Origin of the sequence: Bradyrhizobium tropiciagri (assembly GCF_018130545.1) — a bacterium.
GTDB lineage: Bacteria > Pseudomonadota > Alphaproteobacteria > Rhizobiales > Xanthobacteraceae > Bradyrhizobium > Bradyrhizobium tropiciagri_A.
The window spans coordinates 194273-212350 of sequence record NZ_JAFCKF010000005.1 but is presented as its reverse complement, the minus strand read 5'-3'; the positions used below and the strand labels follow the sequence as shown (position 1 = coordinate 212350).

14 protein-coding genes are annotated in these 18078 nt (G+C 65.8%); 5 read left to right on the top strand and 9 right to left on the bottom strand.

All coding sequences use genetic code 11. The features are described 5' to 3' along the window. Positions 1 to 10: 10 nt before the first annotated feature. Genes JQ616_RS22675 through JQ616_RS22650 form a run of 6 tightly spaced genes read right to left on the bottom strand, consistent with a single transcriptional unit; the run spans position 11 to position 7918 of the window. Positions 11 to 895, bottom strand: coding sequence for an ABC transporter permease (locus tag JQ616_RS22675; RefSeq protein ID WP_212018201.1), 885 nt, complete (start codon positions 893 to 895; stop codon positions 11 to 13). After that, the gene (locus JQ616_RS22670) at positions 892 to 1848 is read right to left on the bottom strand and encodes an ABC transporter permease (RefSeq protein ID WP_212018199.1); all 957 of its coding nucleotides are present in this window, start codon (positions 1846 to 1848) and stop codon (positions 892 to 894) included. Before JQ616_RS22670 ends, JQ616_RS22675 begins: the two co-directional genes overlap by 4 nt. Before the next feature lie 3 nt (positions 1849 to 1851). Then, the gene (locus JQ616_RS22665) at positions 1852 to 3399 is read right to left on the bottom strand and encodes an ABC transporter substrate-binding protein (RefSeq protein WP_212018197.1); all 1548 of its coding nucleotides are present in this window, start codon (positions 3397 to 3399) and stop codon (positions 1852 to 1854) included. Positions 3400 to 3417: 18 nt separating this feature from the next. Further along, a complete protein-coding gene (locus tag JQ616_RS22660) occupies positions 3418 to 4422 on the bottom strand; it encodes an ABC transporter ATP-binding protein (protein WP_212018196.1) in 1005 nt (334 codons plus the stop codon). Continuing rightward, positions 4419 to 5495, bottom strand: coding sequence for an ABC transporter ATP-binding protein (locus JQ616_RS22655; RefSeq protein ID WP_212018194.1), 1077 nt, complete (start codon positions 5493 to 5495; stop codon positions 4419 to 4421). The genes JQ616_RS22660 and JQ616_RS22655 overlap by 4 nt, the downstream gene beginning before the upstream one ends. Then, positions 5495 to 7918, bottom strand: coding sequence for a CaiB/BaiF CoA transferase family protein (locus tag JQ616_RS22650; protein WP_212018192.1), 2424 nt, complete (start codon positions 7916 to 7918; stop codon positions 5495 to 5497). Before JQ616_RS22650 ends, JQ616_RS22655 begins: the two co-directional genes overlap by 1 nt. 242 nt (positions 7919 to 8160) lie before the next feature. On the opposite strand from JQ616_RS22650, the gene JQ616_RS22645 reads away from it, so the two are divergent. Further along, on the top strand, positions 8161 to 9375 hold the full coding sequence (locus tag JQ616_RS22645) for a mandelate racemase/muconate lactonizing enzyme family protein (protein ID WP_212018190.1): 1215 nt from the start codon (positions 8161 to 8163) through the stop codon (positions 9373 to 9375). A gap of 171 nt (positions 9376 to 9546) precedes the next feature. On the opposite strand, the gene JQ616_RS22640 is transcribed toward JQ616_RS22645, so the two are convergent. The 3 genes from JQ616_RS22640 to JQ616_RS22630 form a co-directional block, all read right to left on the bottom strand. Next, positions 9547 to 10788, bottom strand: coding sequence for an ABC transporter substrate-binding protein (locus JQ616_RS22640; protein WP_212018188.1), 1242 nt, complete (start codon positions 10786 to 10788; stop codon positions 9547 to 9549). Between the two features lie 106 nt (positions 10789 to 10894). Continuing rightward, positions 10895 to 12934 (bottom strand): hydantoinase/oxoprolinase family protein, encoded by a 2040-nt coding sequence (locus JQ616_RS22635; protein ID WP_212019120.1) that lies wholly within the window; start codon positions 12932 to 12934, stop codon positions 10895 to 10897. 7 nt (positions 12935 to 12941) lie between these two features. Beyond that, positions 12942 to 14594 (bottom strand): hydantoinase B/oxoprolinase family protein, encoded by a 1653-nt coding sequence (locus JQ616_RS22630; RefSeq protein ID WP_212018186.1) that lies wholly within the window; start codon positions 14592 to 14594, stop codon positions 12942 to 12944. Positions 14595 to 14828: 234 nt separating this feature from the next. Between JQ616_RS22630 and JQ616_RS22625 the strand changes: the two genes are divergently transcribed. The 4 genes from JQ616_RS22625 to JQ616_RS22610 are packed head-to-tail and all read left to right on the top strand — an operon-like array spanning position 14829 to position 18071. Continuing rightward, a complete protein-coding gene (locus tag JQ616_RS22625; RefSeq protein ID WP_212018184.1) occupies positions 14829 to 15326 on the top strand; it encodes a DUF305 domain-containing protein in 498 nt (165 codons plus the stop codon). Beyond that, positions 15326 to 16783, top strand: coding sequence for a YncE family protein (locus tag JQ616_RS22620; RefSeq protein ID WP_212018182.1), 1458 nt, complete (start codon positions 15326 to 15328; stop codon positions 16781 to 16783). The genes JQ616_RS22625 and JQ616_RS22620 overlap by 1 nt, the downstream gene beginning before the upstream one ends. Next, complete coding sequence (locus JQ616_RS22615; protein WP_212018180.1) at positions 16780 to 17310, top strand: RNA polymerase sigma factor; 531 nt, start codon at positions 16780 to 16782, stop codon at positions 17308 to 17310. The genes JQ616_RS22620 and JQ616_RS22615 overlap by 4 nt, the downstream gene beginning before the upstream one ends. Beyond that, the gene (locus JQ616_RS22610; protein ID WP_212018178.1) at positions 17307 to 18071 is read left to right on the top strand and encodes an anti-sigma factor family protein; all 765 of its coding nucleotides are present in this window, start codon (positions 17307 to 17309) and stop codon (positions 18069 to 18071) included. Before JQ616_RS22615 ends, JQ616_RS22610 begins: the two co-directional genes overlap by 4 nt. Positions 18072 to 18078: the final 7 nt, after the last annotated feature.

The window sequence follows — 18078 nt, the reverse complement described above, 5'->3', positions numbered from 1 at the left end:
CCATCAAAAATCACCGATCCTTCATGGTCGGATCGAGCACGACACGCAAGGACTCCCCGAGCGCATTGAACGCCAGGGAGACGACAAGAATCGCAAGGCCCGGCGCATACATCTGCTCCGGAGCGATTTCCATGTATTGATAGGCGCGCGCTAGCATCGCGCCCCAGCTCGGATCCGGCGGCTGGATGCCGAGGCCGAGGAACGACAGGCTGGCTTCCGCCAGCAGCGCGGCAGCGAGCAGCAGCGTCACCTGCACGATGACCGGCTGCAGCGTGTTCGGCAGAACATGGCGCATGAGAATATGCCAGGTCGGCGCGCCAAAACCCCTGGACGCGTCGACATAGAGCTCCTGCCGCACGATCAGCGTGCGGGCGCGGACAATGCGCGCCAGCGCCGGAAACATCGTGATGCCGACCGCGATCATGCCGTTGGTCAGGCCGATGCCGAGCGCGCCGGTGACCGCGATCGCCAGCACGATCGCGGGAAACGACAAGAAGGTGTCGATGATGCGGCTGATGATGTCATCGATCCAGCCGCCGAAATAGCCGGCGATCAGGCCGACCGGCAACCCGATCAGAACCGCGACGCCGACAGCGAGCAGGCTGGCATAAACCGTGGCCGGCGCGCCGTAGATCAGGCGGGAGAAGATGTCGCGGCCGAGATCGTCGGTGCCGAGCAAATGCAGCGGTCCCGGCGGCGCCAGCATGTTGTTGACGTCCTGCGCGGTCGACGCATAGGGCGCGATCCACGGCGCGCCGATCGCCACGATGACGAGCACCAGCAGCACCAGGATCGACAGCGCGGCGCGGAGGTCGCCGGCGAGCCAGCGCGCAAAGCGGCGCAGCCGGGTCGGCTTCGCCGGTGCCTTGAGCGGCGCGAGCGCGGTGTCGGTCATTGCTCGATCCTCGGATCGACCGCGGCACAGAGCAGGTCGGTGACCAGGTTCACCGCGATCACCACCACCACCATGGTGAAGACGACGCCCTGCACGATCGGGAAATCGCGCTGGATCGCGCCGCGCACGATCAGGCTGCCGAGGCCGGGAATGGCGAACACCGCCTCGATCACCACGGTTGCCGCCAGCATGCGGTTGACCAGCAGGCTGATGATCGTGAGCAGATTGACGCTGACATTCCTCAGGCCGTGCTGCCAGAGGATACGAGACATCGACAGCCCCTTGGCATGCAGCGTGCGGACATATTGCGACGACAGCACCTCCAGCAGCGCGCCGCGCAGCTGGCGCGCGACCTCGGCCATGCCATAGGCCGCGATCGCGATCCCCGGCAGCAACGCGTGCCGGATCGCATCGATCGGCGAGGCGCTGAAGGATTTTGCGCCGGTCGCCGGCAGCCAGTTCAGCTTCAGCGAGAACTCCGCCACCAGGATCATCGCGAGCCAGAATCCGGGCACCGCGACGCCGAGCGAGGCGAGCATGCTGATCAGCTTGTCGACCCAGCCGTTCGGCTTGATCGCCGCCATCACGCCCATCGGGATGCCGGTGACCAGCGCCAGCACCAGCGCGATCAAGACGATCAGCAGCGTGTTCGGGAACGCGCGGCCGATCGAAACCGCGACCTTCTCGCCGGTCAGCAACGATTGCGAGAGATCGCCTTGCGCGACGTTGCCGAGCCAGGCGCCATATTGCACCAGGAACGGCCGGTCGAGGCCATAGATCTTCCTGATCTCGGTGATCCGCGCGTCGGTGGCGTTGTCGCCCGCCAGCGTGACGGCGATGTCGCCGGGCACCAGCTTGAGCAGCGAGAACACCATGAAGGTCGCGAGCACGATCACGGGCAGCGCCTGCACCAGGCGGCTGCCGATGACCTTGATCGGTGACCGTCGCGCCATCGCTTAACTTTCCAGCCAGACGTCGTCGTATTTCGGCTTGCCGAGCAGATTGGGCCGATAGCCCTGCACCTTCTTGTTCATGGCGACCAGCTCGAACTGGAACGCCAGCGGCACGACCAAGGCATTCTCCATCACCAGCCGCTGCACGGTGGAGAAGGCCTTGCGCCTGACCTCGATATCTTCAGACGCCCGCGATTCCTTGATCGCGGCTTCGAGTTCGGCCGGCACCGGCGCACGGCCGCCATTGTAATAGGCGTCCTTGGTGAACATCAGCGAATAGGTCAGGCTCGGGTCGGGGCGTCCGGTCCAGGCCGAGAGCAGCCCGGCCCCTTTCTTCTCCGGACCGAAGAAGGCAGCAGAAGCTTCCGCGACCGTGCCGTTGACGAAACGCACGTTGATGCCGGCCTTGCGCAATTGCTCGATCAGGATCTCCTCGCGCTGCACCGAATCCTGATCGGTGTAGCCGCCGATCTCGATCGTGGTGCCCTCCTTGAAGCCGGCCTCGGCGAGCAGCTTGCGTGCCTTGTCGGGATCGTAGGGATAGAGCTTGGCGACCTCGGCATCATAGGCCCAGTGCGACTTCGGCAGGTTCATGTAGGCCGGCTCGGCAAGGCCGGCGAGCGCGGCCTTGACGAAGGACTCGCGATCGATCGCGAAATTGAGCGCCTGGCGAACCTTGACGTTGTCGAACGGCGGCTTGGCCCAGTTCAGGAAGATCTGGAACACGTAGAGCGTCGGGCCGTGCACCACCTTGACGCTCGGGGCGCGCTCGATGATCATCTTCTGCCGCGGCGGTAGCTGATAGATCAGATCGTTCTGGCCGGCGGTGACCGAGCGGGCGCCGGTGGTGAGCTCGGGAATGATCGAGATTTCGATGCCGTCGGGATACGGCCGGTTCGGCTTCCAGTATTTCTCGTTGCGCTTGACCACGATCTTCTCGCCATCGGCCCAGCTCACGAAGGTATAGGCGCCGGCGCCGACCGGCTTACGCGTCACGACGCCGCCCTCGGCCGCCTTCAGCGCCGTCGGCGACACCATCATGCCGGCGCGGTCGGACAGGATGCCGGGCAGCGCGGTGTCCGGCGTCTTCAGCTTCAAGGTCACCTGCTGCGGGCCGGTGACCTCGACTGAGGCGACCGACAGCAGATCGGCCTTGATGTTCGACTTCGCATCGCCGCGGTTGCGATCGAGGTTGAACTTGACGGCTTCAGCGTCGAGCGGCGTGCCGTCATGGAACGTGACGCCGGCGCGGATGTTGAGCACCAGCGTATTCGGATCGGTGAACTTCCAGCTCTCGGCAAGCCCTGGCTTCGGCTTCAGCGTGTCGAATTCCCATTCGGTCAGCGTGTCGTACATCGTGAACAGGAAGGCGTGATCGGAGCCGGCGCCGCCGGTTGCCGGATCAAGGCTCGACGGGTTGGCCGGCGCCGAGAGCCGCAAGGTGCCGCCCTTTTTCGGCGTGCCTTCCGCGAACGCGCGGCCGCCGAGCGTGGTGCCGGCCAGCGCAGCCGAGATCAGCGCCATGGCCTCGCGTCGTGTCGTCATTGTCATGGCGTTTCTCCGGTGTTCTCAGTTCGATGAAAAATCGGGGCGGTCGGCGAAATGGCAGGCCACCCAGTGATCGGGCTTCAGCTCGCGCCACTCCGGCACCCGCTCGGTGCAGAGCGGCTGGGCGTGCGGGCAGCGGGTGCGGAAGCGGCAGCCCGACGGCGGATCGATCGGGCTTGGTACCTCGCCCTGCAACACGATGCGGCTCTCCTGCCGCATCGCCGACGGCAGCGGCCGCGGCTCGGCCGAGAGCAGCGCGATCGTGTAGGGATGCAGCGGCCGCTCGGCGACCTCTTCGGTCGGGCCGAGCTCGACGAACTGGCCGAGATACATCACCGCGACGCGCTCGCTGATATGCGAGACCACGGCGAGATCGTGGGTGATGAAAACGTAAGTGAGGCCGAGATCGCGCTGCAGGTCGGCAAACAGATTGAGCACGTCGCCGCGGATCGACATGTCGAGCGCGGCCACCACCTCGTCGCAGACGATCAACTTCGGCTTGAGCGTCAGCGCGCGGGCGATCACGACGCGCTGCTTCTGGCCGCCGGACAGCTGATGCGGATAGCGCTCGCCGAACTCCTGCGGCAAGCCGACGCGCTCCAGCGCCTCCCGCGCCTGCCGCTCGCGCTCGGTGCTATTGCCGACACCGGCAAGCTCCAGCGGCTCCAGCACGGACGCCAGGATCGTCATCCGCGGATTCAGGGCGGCGTTCGGATCCTGGAAGATGATCTGATAGTCGCGGCGATGGCTTTGAAATTTTTTGCGCGACAGGGCCGTCGGGTCGATGCCGTCATGCAGGATGGCGCCGGCGCTGGGGTTGAGCAGGAACACCAGCGCGCGGCCGATCGTGGTCTTGCCCGATCCGGATTCGCCGATGATGCCGAAGGTCTCGCCGCGGCGGACGTCGAAATTGACGCCGTCGACCGCCTTCACGGTCGCACGGCGATCCGAGGTCTGGAAGCGGACCTGGAGGTCGCGCACCGAGACGACGGCGTCGCGACGGGGCTCGGCTGTTGCTGCGGTCATTGTCGCGCGACCCTGGCGCCGGCGGCAGGTTCGGGCGGATGCAGCGCACCCGGCAGATTGAGCTCGGCAAAACGCCCGCAGCGCACTTTGCGGCCGCCACCGGCGTCCTGCAGCTTCTGCTCGGCTTCGCAGCCCTTCGCCGCATGCGCGCAACGGGCACGGAAGCGGCAACCGGCCGGCATCTCCGCGATCGACGGCACCCTACCCGGGATCGACGGCAACCGGCCGTGGCGCGGACTCAGATGCGGCAGCGACCGCAGCAGGCCCGACGTATAGGGATGCAGCGGCCGCACCAGCGCTTCGTCGACGGTCGCGTCCTCGATCACCTCGCCGGCATACATCGTGATCATGCGCGTGCAGGTCTCGGCGACAACGCCGAGATCGTGGGTGATCAGCATCAGCGCGGTCTTCGAGGTCTCGCTGATGTCGCGCAGCAGTTCCAGGATCTGCGCCTGCACCGTGACGTCGAGCGCGGTGGTCGGCTCGTCCGCGATCAGGAGCTGCGGCCCGCAGATCAGGCTCGCCGCGATCATCACGCGCTGGCGCATGCCGCCGGACAATTGGTGCGGATAATCGTCGATCCGCCGTTCGGGCGAGGCGATGCCGACGCGACGGAGCATCTCCAGCGTCCTGGCGCGCGCCTCCTCGTACGAAACATCGGTATGAACCCGCAGCGTCTCCGCGATCTGGTGGCCGACGGTGAAGACCGGGTCGAGCGCGCTCATCGGCTCCTGGAAGATCATCGCGATCCGCTTGCCCCGGATCGCGCGCATCTGCCGCGCGCTGCAGGAGGCGAGATCGGTGCCGTCGAACAGGATCTTGCCGTCGAGGCCGGCGAAATTACCGGGCAACAGCCGCAGGATCGACAGGCCGGTGATGGTCTTGCCGCAGCCGCTCTCGCCGACGATGCCGACGCGCTCGCCGGGGGCGATGTCGAAATCGATCCGCCGCGTCGCCTGCCAGATGCCCTGGGTGGTCTTGAAGCGGATGCCGAGCCCGCGCACGGACAGCAGCGGCCGCGCGCCGTCGGGCGCGACCTCCGCTCTGCGCTTTGCCGGCTGGCCTGGCTCCATCAACCCGCCGCCCGCTTCTTCTCTTTCACCAACTGCTCCTCCATCAGCATCTCGGTGCCGATAATGCCCTCGCTTGTGAGCTCTTCAAGCTCGGCATCGGAGAGGCCGAGCATGCCGCCAAGAATCTCGCGGTTGTGCTCGCCGAGCGTCGGCGGCACCGAGCGGATCGCAAACGGCGCATCGGCTTCGCGGAACGGCATCGACGGCTGCGGATGTTTGCCGATGAAGGCGCGGTCGACCTGCTGGATGAAGCCGCGGGCGTGCAGCTGCGGATCATCAAGGAGATCGATCGGTAGCCGCGCCACGCCGGACGCGATGCCGGCATCTTGCAGCGCGGCCATCGCGGCGTCCGGATCGCGTGCCGAGGTCCAGGCCGTGATCGCCGCCTCGATCTCGGCCTCGATGACGCGGCGGCCGGCAGCCATCCTGAGTTTCTCGTCCGCCGCCCAGTCCGCGCGGCCGAGCAGCCGCGCGAGCTTGGGCCACATCGCGTCATCGGACACCGCGACCACGATCCAGCTGTCATCCCCAGCACAACGAAAGCAACCATGCGGCACGAAATCCGGATGGCGGTTGCCGTATTTCGAAGGCTCGTTGCCGTCGACCGAATGTGCAACGATCCAGGGCGCGGCGAACGGCATCATGCATTCGATCTGCGCCAGATCGATGAACTGGCCTTGCCCCGTGAGTTTGGCGTGGATCAGCGCGGTCAGCACCGCGGCAGCGCCGTTGAGGCCACCGACGGCGTCGCCAAATGCCGTATGGCTCATGACCGGCGGGCCGTCGGGATCACCGACCACGCTGGGCAGGCCGGAGCCCTGCTCCAGCGTCGAGCCATAGGCGCGGCAGTCGCGATGCACGCTGCCGGCGCCGAACGCCGACATCGACATCATCACCAGCTTCGGATTGAGCTTGCTCAGCACCTCGTAGCCGAGGCCGAGCTTGGGCAGCACCTCGACCGAATAATTGTCGACCACAAGGTCGGCATCGGCGAGCAGGCGTTTTGCCAGTGCAAGCCCCTTCGGCCGGGTCAGGTCGAGCGTGATGCCGCGCTTGTTGCGGTTCATGATGCAGTAGCGCACCGACTTCTCGTACATCTGCTCCAGCACATAGGCCGGCCGGCGATCGACGCCCCGCCACCAGTCCGGATACTGCGTCGCCTCGATCTTGATGACGTCGGCGCCGAGATCGGCGAGCGTGCGCGTGCAGATCGGCCCGGCCCAGCCCATCGAGAAGTCGACGACACGGATGCCCTCGAGCGGCAAGCGATTGGCCGGAGCCGGCTTCGGCGCAGGCGCGCGTGGCGCGACCTCGGGCCTCGCCTGCTGCTCGCCGACACCAGGCACGCGCCCACCGCGCAGCGGCGGCGTTCCGGTCAGCCGCTGCATCGTGCCGGCGGAAAAGCCGGTCTCGCCGCCAACCGTGATCGGGACGATGGCGCCGCGCGCACGCTTCTCTTCATCGGCGATCAGATCGGATATCTCCGGCACCGGCACGATCGGGATCTTGCGCTTGAGGCCCTCGGCAAACCATTCCTGCGCGGTGCGCTGCTTCAGCCTCGGCAGGATCTTGCCTTCGATCTCGGCGACATGGCGCAGCCGGTCGACACCCATGACCAGCGTCGGATCGTCGCGGAGATCATTGAGCCCGAGCATCTCGCAGAACGCGCGCCATTGCGCCGGGGTTACCGTGGTGACGCCGAGCCAGCCCTGCTTGGTCTCGTAGATGCCGACCGGAAAGGTCGGCCAGAAGCGGTTGACGCCGATCCGCCGCATGATGTCGCCGCGCTGGAACGCCTCGAACATGATGTATTCGGTGACGGCGATAGAGGCCTCGAAGAGGCTGAGATGGCTTGTGCGCCCGCGCCCGTCCTGCATGCGACCGAGCACCGACGATGCCGCGGCGATGAAGCCCCACAGCCCACCCAGGATGCCGGTCTGGAAATCCGGCGCGTGCATCGGCGGCCCCTGCTCGGGTCCGACCAGCTTCACCAGCCCGGTCAGCGCGCGGATCGTGGAATCCGTCGCGGCGAAATCGGCATAAGGGCCACGATCGCCAAACCAGGCGAGGTCGAGATGGATCAGGCCCGGATTGTCGCGCTTGATTGCAGCGAGATCGATATCGGGACAGTCGGCCGCATCGATGCCGCGCCCGTCGAGCAAAATGTCGCAGCCGGCGATCAACTCGCCGAGACGAACTCCGTCGTCCTTGCCAAGCGCGACACTCGATTTGTTGAAGTTGAGGAACGCAAACCACGCGCTGTGCCCTTGCGGCGTCAGCGGCGCGGTGCGGCGAAGCGGATCGCCCGCCGGCGGCTCGACCTTCTGCACATCGGCGCCGAAATCGGCGAACAATCGCGCGCAATAGCTCGTCGCCGCGGCACTTCCGATCTCGACAATCCGCAGATGCGACAACGCACCCATCACGCTTCCTCGCGACAAAATGACCAGTCGATGACAGCGACTGATTCAGTTTCTTGTTGGGTGAACTTGAAGCCGCGTGTCGAGTGTGATGCAAGTGGAATTTTCTTCCGCTTGACGGAATTCACGCGATTGCCGCAGCACTTTGCAGCTAGCGTGCGCTGACGGTCTGCCGCCGTGCGGTTGACGCATTGCTCGATCCGCTATTGTGCTCCCAACACCAACAACAGCCCGGGCAGGAAACCATGAGCAAGTCCACAACAATCAAAGCCATCGAAACGCTCGCCTGTGATGCCGGCTGGCGGAATTATCACTTCGTCAAGGTGACGACCACGGACGGGCTGGTCGGCTGGAGCGAATATGACGAAGGCTTTGGCGCACCCGGCGTGACCGCGGCGATCGAGCGGCTGTCGGCGCGGGTGGTCGGCAAGAACGCGTTCGAGCATGAGCGGATCTATGTCGAGCTGTTCGCCGCGACGCGCCCCGCCGCCGGCGGCGTGGTGGCGCTGGCGCTTGGCGCCATCGAGAACGCACTGCTCGACGTCAAAGCCAAGGCGCTCGGCGTGCCCTGCTACGACCTGCTCGGCGGCAAGATCCGCGACCGCGTCCGGGTCTACTGGTCGCATTGCGCGACCTGGCGCATCAATCATCCCGACTGGTACAAGCCGGCGATCACCGATCTCGACGGCGTCAAGGCGATCGGCGCCGAGGTGCGCGAGAAGAAATTCTCGGCGATGAAGACCAACATCTTCGTCTATACCGACGGCAAGCCGATGGGCTGGCGGCCTGGCTTCGGCTCGCCGTTTGCCCCCGAGATCAATGTCGACCGCACTGTGCTGCGCAATCTCTGCATGCATCTGGAGGCGATCCGCGACGGCGCGGGACCGGATGTCGATCTGCTGCTCGACCTCAACTTCAACGCCAAGACCGAGGGCTATCTCAAGATCCTGCGCGCGATCGAGAAGATGGACATGTTCTGGGTCGAGATCGACACCTTCAATCCGCAGGCGCTCGGCTACATCCGCCGCCAGAGCCCGCATCCGATCTCGTCCTGCGAGACGCTGCTGGGCCTGCGCGAATTCCTGCCCTATTTCAGCGAGCAGGCGATGGACGTCGCGATCATCGACACGCCGTGGAACGGAGTCTGGCAGTCGATGAAGATCGCGGCGGCCGCCGAGCATTTCGAGGTCAACGTCGCGCCGCATAATTTCTACGGCCACCTCTGCACCATGATGAATGCGCATTTCTGCGCGGCGGTGCCGAATTTGCGCATCATGGAGACCGACATCGATCGGCTGGCCTGGGACCATGAGCTGTTCACCCATGTGCCTGAGTTCGTCGACGGCCATCTCGTGATCCCGGACCGTCCCGGCTGGGGCACCGAGCCGAACGAGGAAGGCCTGCGCGCGCATCCGCCGAAGAACAAGGGCGGGTTGTTGAACTACGGGTTGAAGAAGTAGGCGGTCGGCCCCCTCGCCCCGCTCTTGCGGGGAGAGGGTTGGGGTGAGGGGCTCTCTCCGCAAAGACGGTGAGAGCTGAGCGCGCGGAGACTCCCCCTCACCCGGATCGCATTCCACTTCGCTTCATGCGATCCGACCTCTCCCCGCAAGCGGGGCGAGGTAAGAGCCCCCTCAATTATCATCGCGCACCGCGGTGAATGCGCTCTCGATCACGTCACCGATCGGCTGCCAGGCGTTGCCGTCGAACTGCACCAGCCGCATCTGCTTGATCGGGCGGAAATCCTTTGGCCCGGTGTTGATCACGATCCCCGGCAGCGCGATCGGGCTCTGATAGTCCTTCAGCGAGGCGGCCTGGCGCATGATGTTGTCGCGCGACAGGTCGTCGCCGCACTGGCGCAGCACCTGCATCAGCGTATCGGCGGCGGCATAGCCGAACACGGCGTAGATATCGTCCTTGTCGCCGTCGGGGTAATACTTGTCCATGAAGGCGTCCCAGGCCTTGATCTGCGGATCGTTCTTCCAGGCGGCATCGCCGGCGTCCTTCAGGAACGAGGTCGAGATCACGCCGAGCGAATTCTGCAGGCCAGCCGGCCGCAACGCACTGGCGATCGAGGCCGATGCATTGTCGAGGATGAACACCGGGTGCCAATCGAGATCGGCGGCGACGCGGATCGCACGCGCCGCGATCGCCGGCGCGCCGTCGAACACAAGGATATCGGCGCCGGAGTTCTTCAGAATTCCGATCTGGTTCTGGATCGCGGTCTCCGATGCATCGAACGCGAGATCGGCGACGATCATCCCTGCGGTGTCGCCGAGCCCCTCCTGCAATCCCTTGAACAAATCGCGGCCGAACTGGTCGTTCTGCCAGAGCACCGCGATCTTGCGCGAGGGATAGGCGGCTTGGATGTAGTTGGCGTAGATTTGCCCCTCGGCGCGGAAGGTCGGCTGCCAGCCCATGGTCCATGGGAAGGCCCGCGGATGCGCCCACTCCTCGTCGCCGGATGCGACGAACAGCTGCGGGATCTTCCTCTCGTTGAGATACTTTCGGACCGCGAGGTTGCTCGGCGTGCCGAACGAGCCGAACATCAAGAGCACGTCCTGCTTCTCGACGAGATCGCGGGTCTGCTCTATCGCGGTCTTCGGATTGGAGCTGTCGTCGACCGAGACAAACTTGACCTTGCGGCCGTTGATGCCGCCATGCTCGTTGACCATGTCGAAATAGGCCGCCTCCGCCCGCCCGATGGTGGCGAACGCGGCGAGCGGCCCGGTGTAGGGCATGACGTTGCCGACGCGGATCTCGCCGCCCACCGCCGGCGCCTGCTGCGCGCGCGACGGCGCCGCCGCCAGGACAGCTACGAAGACAGCTGCGAGGGCAAAAGATATCGAAAGCGCAGTTTGTTGTTTTGTTTGCATCAACATCGCCACAACGCCGGCACAGGCCGGCGCTCCCTCCCAGCGCGCGGAGCTTATCGCCCAAGCCAAGGCCGGAAAAATGAAATGTTGATGGCGGAGGCCGGCCTCAGCGCAATGTTATGTCGAGCCAGCCGAGCGGGTTGACCGCGACACGGTCGCCATTATCGACCAGGACCGTGGTGGTTTCGGCCTCGATGATAGCAGGTCCGGCCAGTGCATGGCCCGGCTTGAGATCGTCGAGCGCATAGACCGGCACCTCGCGCCAGCCACCGAGCCAGGCCTGCCGCTTGCCGCGCGGCGCGCAGGGCGCGGCTGACACAGCCTGTCCGGCCTCGCTGCCGCCAGGCGCAACCTTGCCGACCGCGGCGACGCGGGCGTTGACGAACACCACTTCCTGGCCGCGCGAGGCATAGGTGTAGAGCTCCTCGTGGCGGCGATGGAAGCGGTCCTCGATCTGCGCGACGAGATCGGTGGCATCGAGATCGAGGTCGCCGAGCGGCACGTCGATCTCGAACACCTGCTCGCCGTAACGCATCTCGGCCGAGCGCTCGATCGCGATGTCGCCCTTGAACCAGTCGCGCAGCCGGCCGGCGGCCTGCTGCTCGAGCCCGGCGAACAGTGCCCTCACCTCGTCTGCGGAAATCCGGCCGGTGCCGTAATGGGTGCGGCTGACCTCGTAGCGCAGATCGCTGGTCAGCATGCCCCAGGCCGACAGCACCGAGGCCACCGTCGGCACGATGATGCGTTTGATCTCGAGTTCGCGCGCGACTTCAGCCGCGTGCATGCCGGCCGCGCCGCCAAAACTGAGCAGCGCGAATTTGCGGGGATCGACGCCGCGGCGCAAGGTCATCAGGCGGATGCCGTCGGCCATCTTCAGATTGATCATCTTGTAGATGCCGGCGGCCGCCTCGATCCGCGACAGCTCGAGCGCCTCGGCAATCCGGTCAACCGCAGCGTCCGACGCCGCGCGATCGAGCGGCCGCGCGCCGCCCATGAAGGCTGCGGCATCGAGATAGCCGAGCACGACATTGGCATCGGTGACGGCCGCAGCCGTGCCGCCATTGCCGTAGCAGGCCGGGCCCGGCACCGAGCCTGCGCTCTCCGGCCCGACCCGCAGCGTGCGGCTGCCGTCGACGCTGGCGATCGAGCCGCCGCCGGCCGCGATGCTGGCAATGTCGAGACTGCGCAGCGCGATGCGCTGGCCGGCGAGCATGCCGTCGGCCGAGAGCGAGGCCTGGCCATCAGCTATCAAGGATATGTCCGTCGAGGTGCCGCCCATGTCGAAAGGCACCAGGTCGGGAATCCCGAGCATCTCGGCGCAGCGGCGACTGCCGGAGATGCCGCCCGCCGGACCCGACAGCACGGTGCCTGCGGCAAGCCGCGAGGCTTCTTCCACCGGCGCCATGCCGCCATGCGACAGCACGACGAACAGCGAGCCCTTGAAGCCGGCCTCGTGCAGGCTGCGCTCCAGATTGGTGAGATAACGCCGCACCGTCGGCTCGACATAGGCGTTCACGATCGTGGTCGAGACGCGCTCATATTCCTTGATCTGCGGCAGCACGTCGCTGGAACGCGACACGCTGACGTCGGGCAGTTCCTTGGCGAGCCGCTCGACCGCGGCAAGCTCATGCGCCGGATTGAGGTAGGCGTGCAGGAAGCAGACCGCGACCGAGTTCGCACCGGATCGTTTCACCTCGGCGATGACCTCGCCGAGTGCTGCTGGATCGAGCGCGATGGCCGCGCTGCCGTCGGCCTTCAGCCGCTCGCGTACGCCGAAGCGGCGCTCGCGCGGCACCAATGGCTCCGGCGGCGGCGTGCGCAGATCGTAGCGATCCGGCTTCAGCCCTTCGCGCATCTCGACCACGTCGCGATGGCCTTCAGTGGTGAGCAGCGCGACCTTGGCGCCCTTGCGCTCCAGCAGCGCGTTGGTCGCGACCGTCGTGCCGTGCACCAGGCGATCGGTCGCGGCCAGCATCGCCGCGCGCGTGACGCCGAGGCGGCGCGCCAGCTCTTCCAGTCCCGTCATGACGCCGACCGACTGATCGGCCGGCGTGGACGGTGATTTCGCGAAAACGGTGCGTCCGGTTTTGTCAGTTGCAACCAGGTCGGTGTAGGTGCCGCCGACGTCAACTCCAATCGTGTACATCACTTGCCTACACCACCTTTGAAACCAGACCTTGCGCTGCGTCACGCGCTCGCGCCTCCGCCGAGCGCTTCTCAGACGGACCCCAGCCGCCGCCACCTGAGGAGCGGATCTCGAGGCAGTCGCCGGGACGCAGCTCGATGCCGACCTCCTTGGTCTTCAACACGCGCGGCGCGCGGCCTTCCGACAACAGCCGGTAGTGATGCGGCTCGCCGTCCTTGCCGCCGAGCATGCCGCAGGGGCCGTGGCGCGCGCCGTCACCGGCAGTGTTGCCCTTGGCCGGCTTCTCGGTCTCCAGAACCATGTCGAGCGCCACGCCAAGGCCGCCGCGATGCTGGCCGTCGCCGCCGGAATCCGGCCGGAACTCGTGCTGCCGGAAATGCAGGGGAAAGCGCACCTCGGCAACCTCGATGCTGCCGAATTTGAGACCGCCGACCGAGTGCCACTCGCCGATCGAGGAGTAACCGTCGCCGCCCGGCGATGCCCCGCCACCCGGCCGCGCTTGGAACATGTGCCAGATGAAATTGCGCCCGTTGCGCGGATCCTCGCCCTGAATCGCGATCCGGAATCTGCGTCCCCACCCGCCCATCACGCGATCCGGGCAGGACGCCGACATCGCCTTGATGATCGCTTCCACGATCTCGTTGGAGGGATGGCTGGTGCACAAGGTCACGGGGCGGCCGGGATCGGCCCACACGATGGTGCCCTGCTTCGCCACGACTTTCAGCGGCCGCAGCGCGCCGGTGTTCTTCGGGATATCTGCGTCGATCAGATAGGCAAACGCCATCGCGACCGCGGCCTGCATGTTGGCATGCGACGAGTTGACGAAGCTGGTCGATTGCGGATCGGAGCCGGTGAGATCGACCTCGATGTCGCTGCCCTGTTTCGTCACCTTGGCGGCGATCTTGATGTCGGTGCGGCCGTGGCCGTCATCGTCGAGCAGCGCTTCGCCGTAGAACACACCGTCCTTCCAGGACGACACCACGGCGCGGGTCTGCTGCTCGGTCGCGTCCAGAATCGCTTCGATCGCGGCTTCGACCGTCTCCGCACCGAACTCGCTGAACAGCTTTGCGACCCGGCGCTCGCCGAGATGCGCAGCGCCCAGCATCGCCGCGAGGTCGCCCCGGAATTCCCGGGGGTTGCGGATGTTCAAAGCGAGCAGATCGAGCAGATCCTCGCGCGGCTTGCCGGCCTCGTAGAGCTTGATCGGCGGAATCCGGATGCCTTCCTGGTAGATCTCGGTCGCGCCGGGATTGTAGGCGCCGTGGGTGGCGCCGCCGATGTCGCTCTGATGCGCGCGCACGATGGTCCAGAGCAGCCGCTTGTCGCCGTCGAACACTGGCACGAAGGCGGTCAGATCAGGCAGATGGCTGCCGCCCTGATAGGGATCGTTGAGCAGGATGACGTCGCCGGGCGCGACATCCTTGAAGCGCTCCTCGACGGCAAGCGTCGCCCACGGCAGCGCGCCGACATGCACCGGGATGTGATCGGCCTGCGCGATCAGTCTTCCGCCGGTGTCGCAGATCGCCAGCGAGAAGTCGCGGCTGGAATTGAGGATCTGCGAATAGGAGGTGCGAAGCATGGCTTCGCCCATCTCCTTCACGATCGACGACAGGCGGTGCTGGACAACGGAGCGGGTGATCGGATCGATCTTGACGGACATCTTGGCCCTTATTGGCGCCCGGGCGGCGCAGGGAGGATCGAGACACCGGTCAACCGAAACCGGAATTCCCTCTTATAACCAGACGTTTCCAGATCGCAAACCGCGGCGCGGGGCCGCAGAATTTATTCCGCCGTTCAGTAATTCGTGATCGGCACGAATCTTCGCGCCTCCGACGGAATAGAATTCGCCGCCCCGCGTCCCACCCGTGCCAGCCAACTTTCAGGGGTGAACGTGATGATCCTGCGATTCTTCAGACCCGGCATCGGTGCCGCGCTGCTCGGCGCGCGTGCGCTGTTTGTCGTTATGCTCTCCCCGGTAGCGTTCGCGCAAGAGGCGCACCAACCGGCCTCGACGGCGCAGTCGACTGAGGAGAGCGCCTTCCTTGCCGAGAACGATGCGGCGATGACCAAGATGATGAATGACATGGCCGCCCAGCCGAGCGGCGATATCGATCGCGATTTCGTCGCGATGATGACGCCGCACCACCAAGGTGCGATCGACATGGCCGTGATCGAACTCCGCTACGGCAAGAACGAGCGGCTGCGCCGGATCGCGCAGGAGATCATCGTCGAGCAGCGGCAGGAGATCGACGCCATGAAGCTCGCGCTCGGCGAACAGGTCACGAACACATCGCCCGCCCCGACCCAGCCCGGCGCGAAACCCGGCCCGGCGGCGACCGGCCACGATCACATGAACATGCACCACGACATGATGAAGCAGGAGACCAAGTGATGACGAGCCCATTGATGAAGGCCCTGCTGGCCACCAGCATGATCGTGCTGTCGACGTCCGCCTTCGCCGGGCAGGCCCCGGGCGCGGCATCCACGCCCGACATTCCGATCAGTCATCACGACCGCGTCTACGCCGCCGAACAGTTCTCGAACACAGTGTCGGTCACCGATCCCGTCGACAACAAGCTGCTCGGCGTGATCAGGCTCGGCGACTTACAGCCCGGCAATTTCAGCCCTCTCTACAAGGGACAGGTGCTGGTCCACGGCATGGGCTTTTCGCCCGACCACCATACGCTTGCCATTGTCTCGATCGGCTCGAACTCGGTGACCTTCATCGACACGGCAACGAATGCGGTCAAGCACGTCACCTATGTCGGGCGCTCGCCGCACGAGGCCTTCTTCACGCCTGACGGCAAGGAGGTCTGGGTCACCGTGCGCGGCGAGAATTACATCTCGGTGATCGACGCCGCGAGCTTCAAGGAAACCATGCGGATCGAGGTGCCGCCGGGACCGGGCATGCAGATCTTCTCGCCCGACGGCAAGTACGGCTACATCTGCTCGTCGTTCAATCCGGAGACCGATGTCGTCTCGGTGGCCGATCATCAGATCGTCGCCAAGGTGAAACAGGAAAGCCCGTTCTGCCCGAACATCGCAGCCACGCCCGATGGCGAACAGGTCTGGTTCACGCTGAAGGATACCGGCAAGACGCAGGTCTTCAACGCCAAGCCGCCATTCAATCCGATCAAGACCATCGACACCGGTCCAATCACCAACCACGTCAATTTCGCGAGGACGGCCAAGGGGACCTTCGCCTATATCACCATCGGCGGCACCAACGAGATCAAGGTGTTCCGCACCGACGACTTCTCAGAGGTCGCGACCATTCCGGTGGGTAACCTGCCGCACGGCATCTGGCCGTCCGGCGACGGCTCGCGGATCTATGTCGGCCTAGAGAATGCCGATGCACTGGCCGCGATCGACACCGCGACCAACAAGGTGATTGCCAACATCCCGATCGGCCAGGCGCCGCAAGCCATCGCATATGTGCCGAACGCCGCGCCGAATCCCGATGATCGCCAGAACCTGCAAGAGCTCGGCGTCGCCGGCCAGGCCGCCCACCTTACGCTGGCGCCGAAGCAGCATGCGAAGGGCGACAAGCCGCCGACCAGCGTCTCGCTGTTCGACCAGGGCCTGATCCAGGTGGTGCAGGCGTCGGTCACCGGGCTCGAACCCAAGCAGCACTACGTGCTAGGATTGGCTCAACACGCCGACGGCGGCGGAATGGTCGAGCCACTGGCGGCCTTCATGACCAACCCCGCGGGCTCCGCGATCGTCAACGCCACCGGACCGATCCGGCAGATCGTGCAAAGCGCGGCCAAGGCCGAACGGCGCTATCTCGTCATCGCATCAGGCGAGCCGGCGAAGCTCGGAGCCGTGATCCAGGTGCAAGCACCATGAGCGACATGCTGCACCAGATCGAACCGGTGATTCCAGCGCTGCGCCGCTATGCGCGCGCGCTGGTCCGCAACCGCGCGGCCGCCGACGATCTGGTGCAGGACTGCCTGGAGCGCGCCGTCAGTCATTGGGAGCAACGGCGCGACACCGGCAGCCCGAAGTCGTGGCTGTTTGCCATCCTGCACAATCTTGCCATCAACCAATTCCGCAGCGCCGCCGCGCGCGCCCGGCACGTCAGCATCGACGAGGCGGGCGAGCACGAGTTCGAACAAAGCGCGGTGCAGGAACAAAAACTGATCTATCAGGACGTGCTCGGGAAGCTCGCAAAGCTTCCCGAAGAACAGCGCGCGGTGCTGCTGCTCGTCGCCGTCGAAGACCTGAGCTATGCGGAGGCCGCCAAGGTGCTCAACATTCCTGTCGGCACCGTGATGTCGCGCCTGTCGCGGGCACGCGAGAGATTGCAGCAGGAACTCGAACGGCCCGCGGATCACCAGCAGGGGAATGTCGTGCAGTTGCGGAGCAAGCCATGAGCAATCGCCCGATCTCGGAAGACGATCTGCACGCCTATGTCGACCATGCGCTCGAGCCGGAGCGTCAGGCCGAGGTCGCCGCCTATCTGGACGACCATCCGGATGTAGCCCAGCGTGTCGCGTCGTTTTCCGACCAGCGCAGCATGCTGCGCGCGGCGCTGGCGCCGATTGCGGAGGAGCCGCTGCCGCCGCAGCTCAATCTGTCCAGGATCATCGAGAGCAAGCGCCGCCGCCCCGCCTCCTTCCGCTGGGCGATCGCGGCGATGCTGATGCTTGCAATCGGCGGCGTCGGCGGGTGGGCGATCCGCGGCGCGACCGACGGGCCCACGGGTGGCCTTGCTGCGCTCGCCCAGGAAGCAAGCGACTCCTACAAGGTGTATGCCTCCGATCGGACCCGGCCGGTCGAGCTGCGCGACAGCGCCGAGCTAGTGCAATGGGTTTCGAACAGGTTGCAACAGCCGGTCAAGTTGCCGGATCTGACCAAGTCGGGCTATCGCCTGATGGGCGGACGCGTGGTGCCGACTGCGCACGGTCCGGCCGCCATGTTCATGTATGACGACGATCACGGCGAGCGGCTTGTGGTCCTGACCCGTCCGATGACGACGGATCAGAACGCGCCGATGGCCGCGCATTCGGGTGGCGACGTCGCGGGCTTCTCCTGGGCCGACGGCGGCACGGGCTATAGCGTCGTGGGACGGGGCGCGGCCGAACAGCTGAAGCCGCTCGCCAACGAAATCCGCAAGCAGGCGCAGGCGATTTGATCGGACC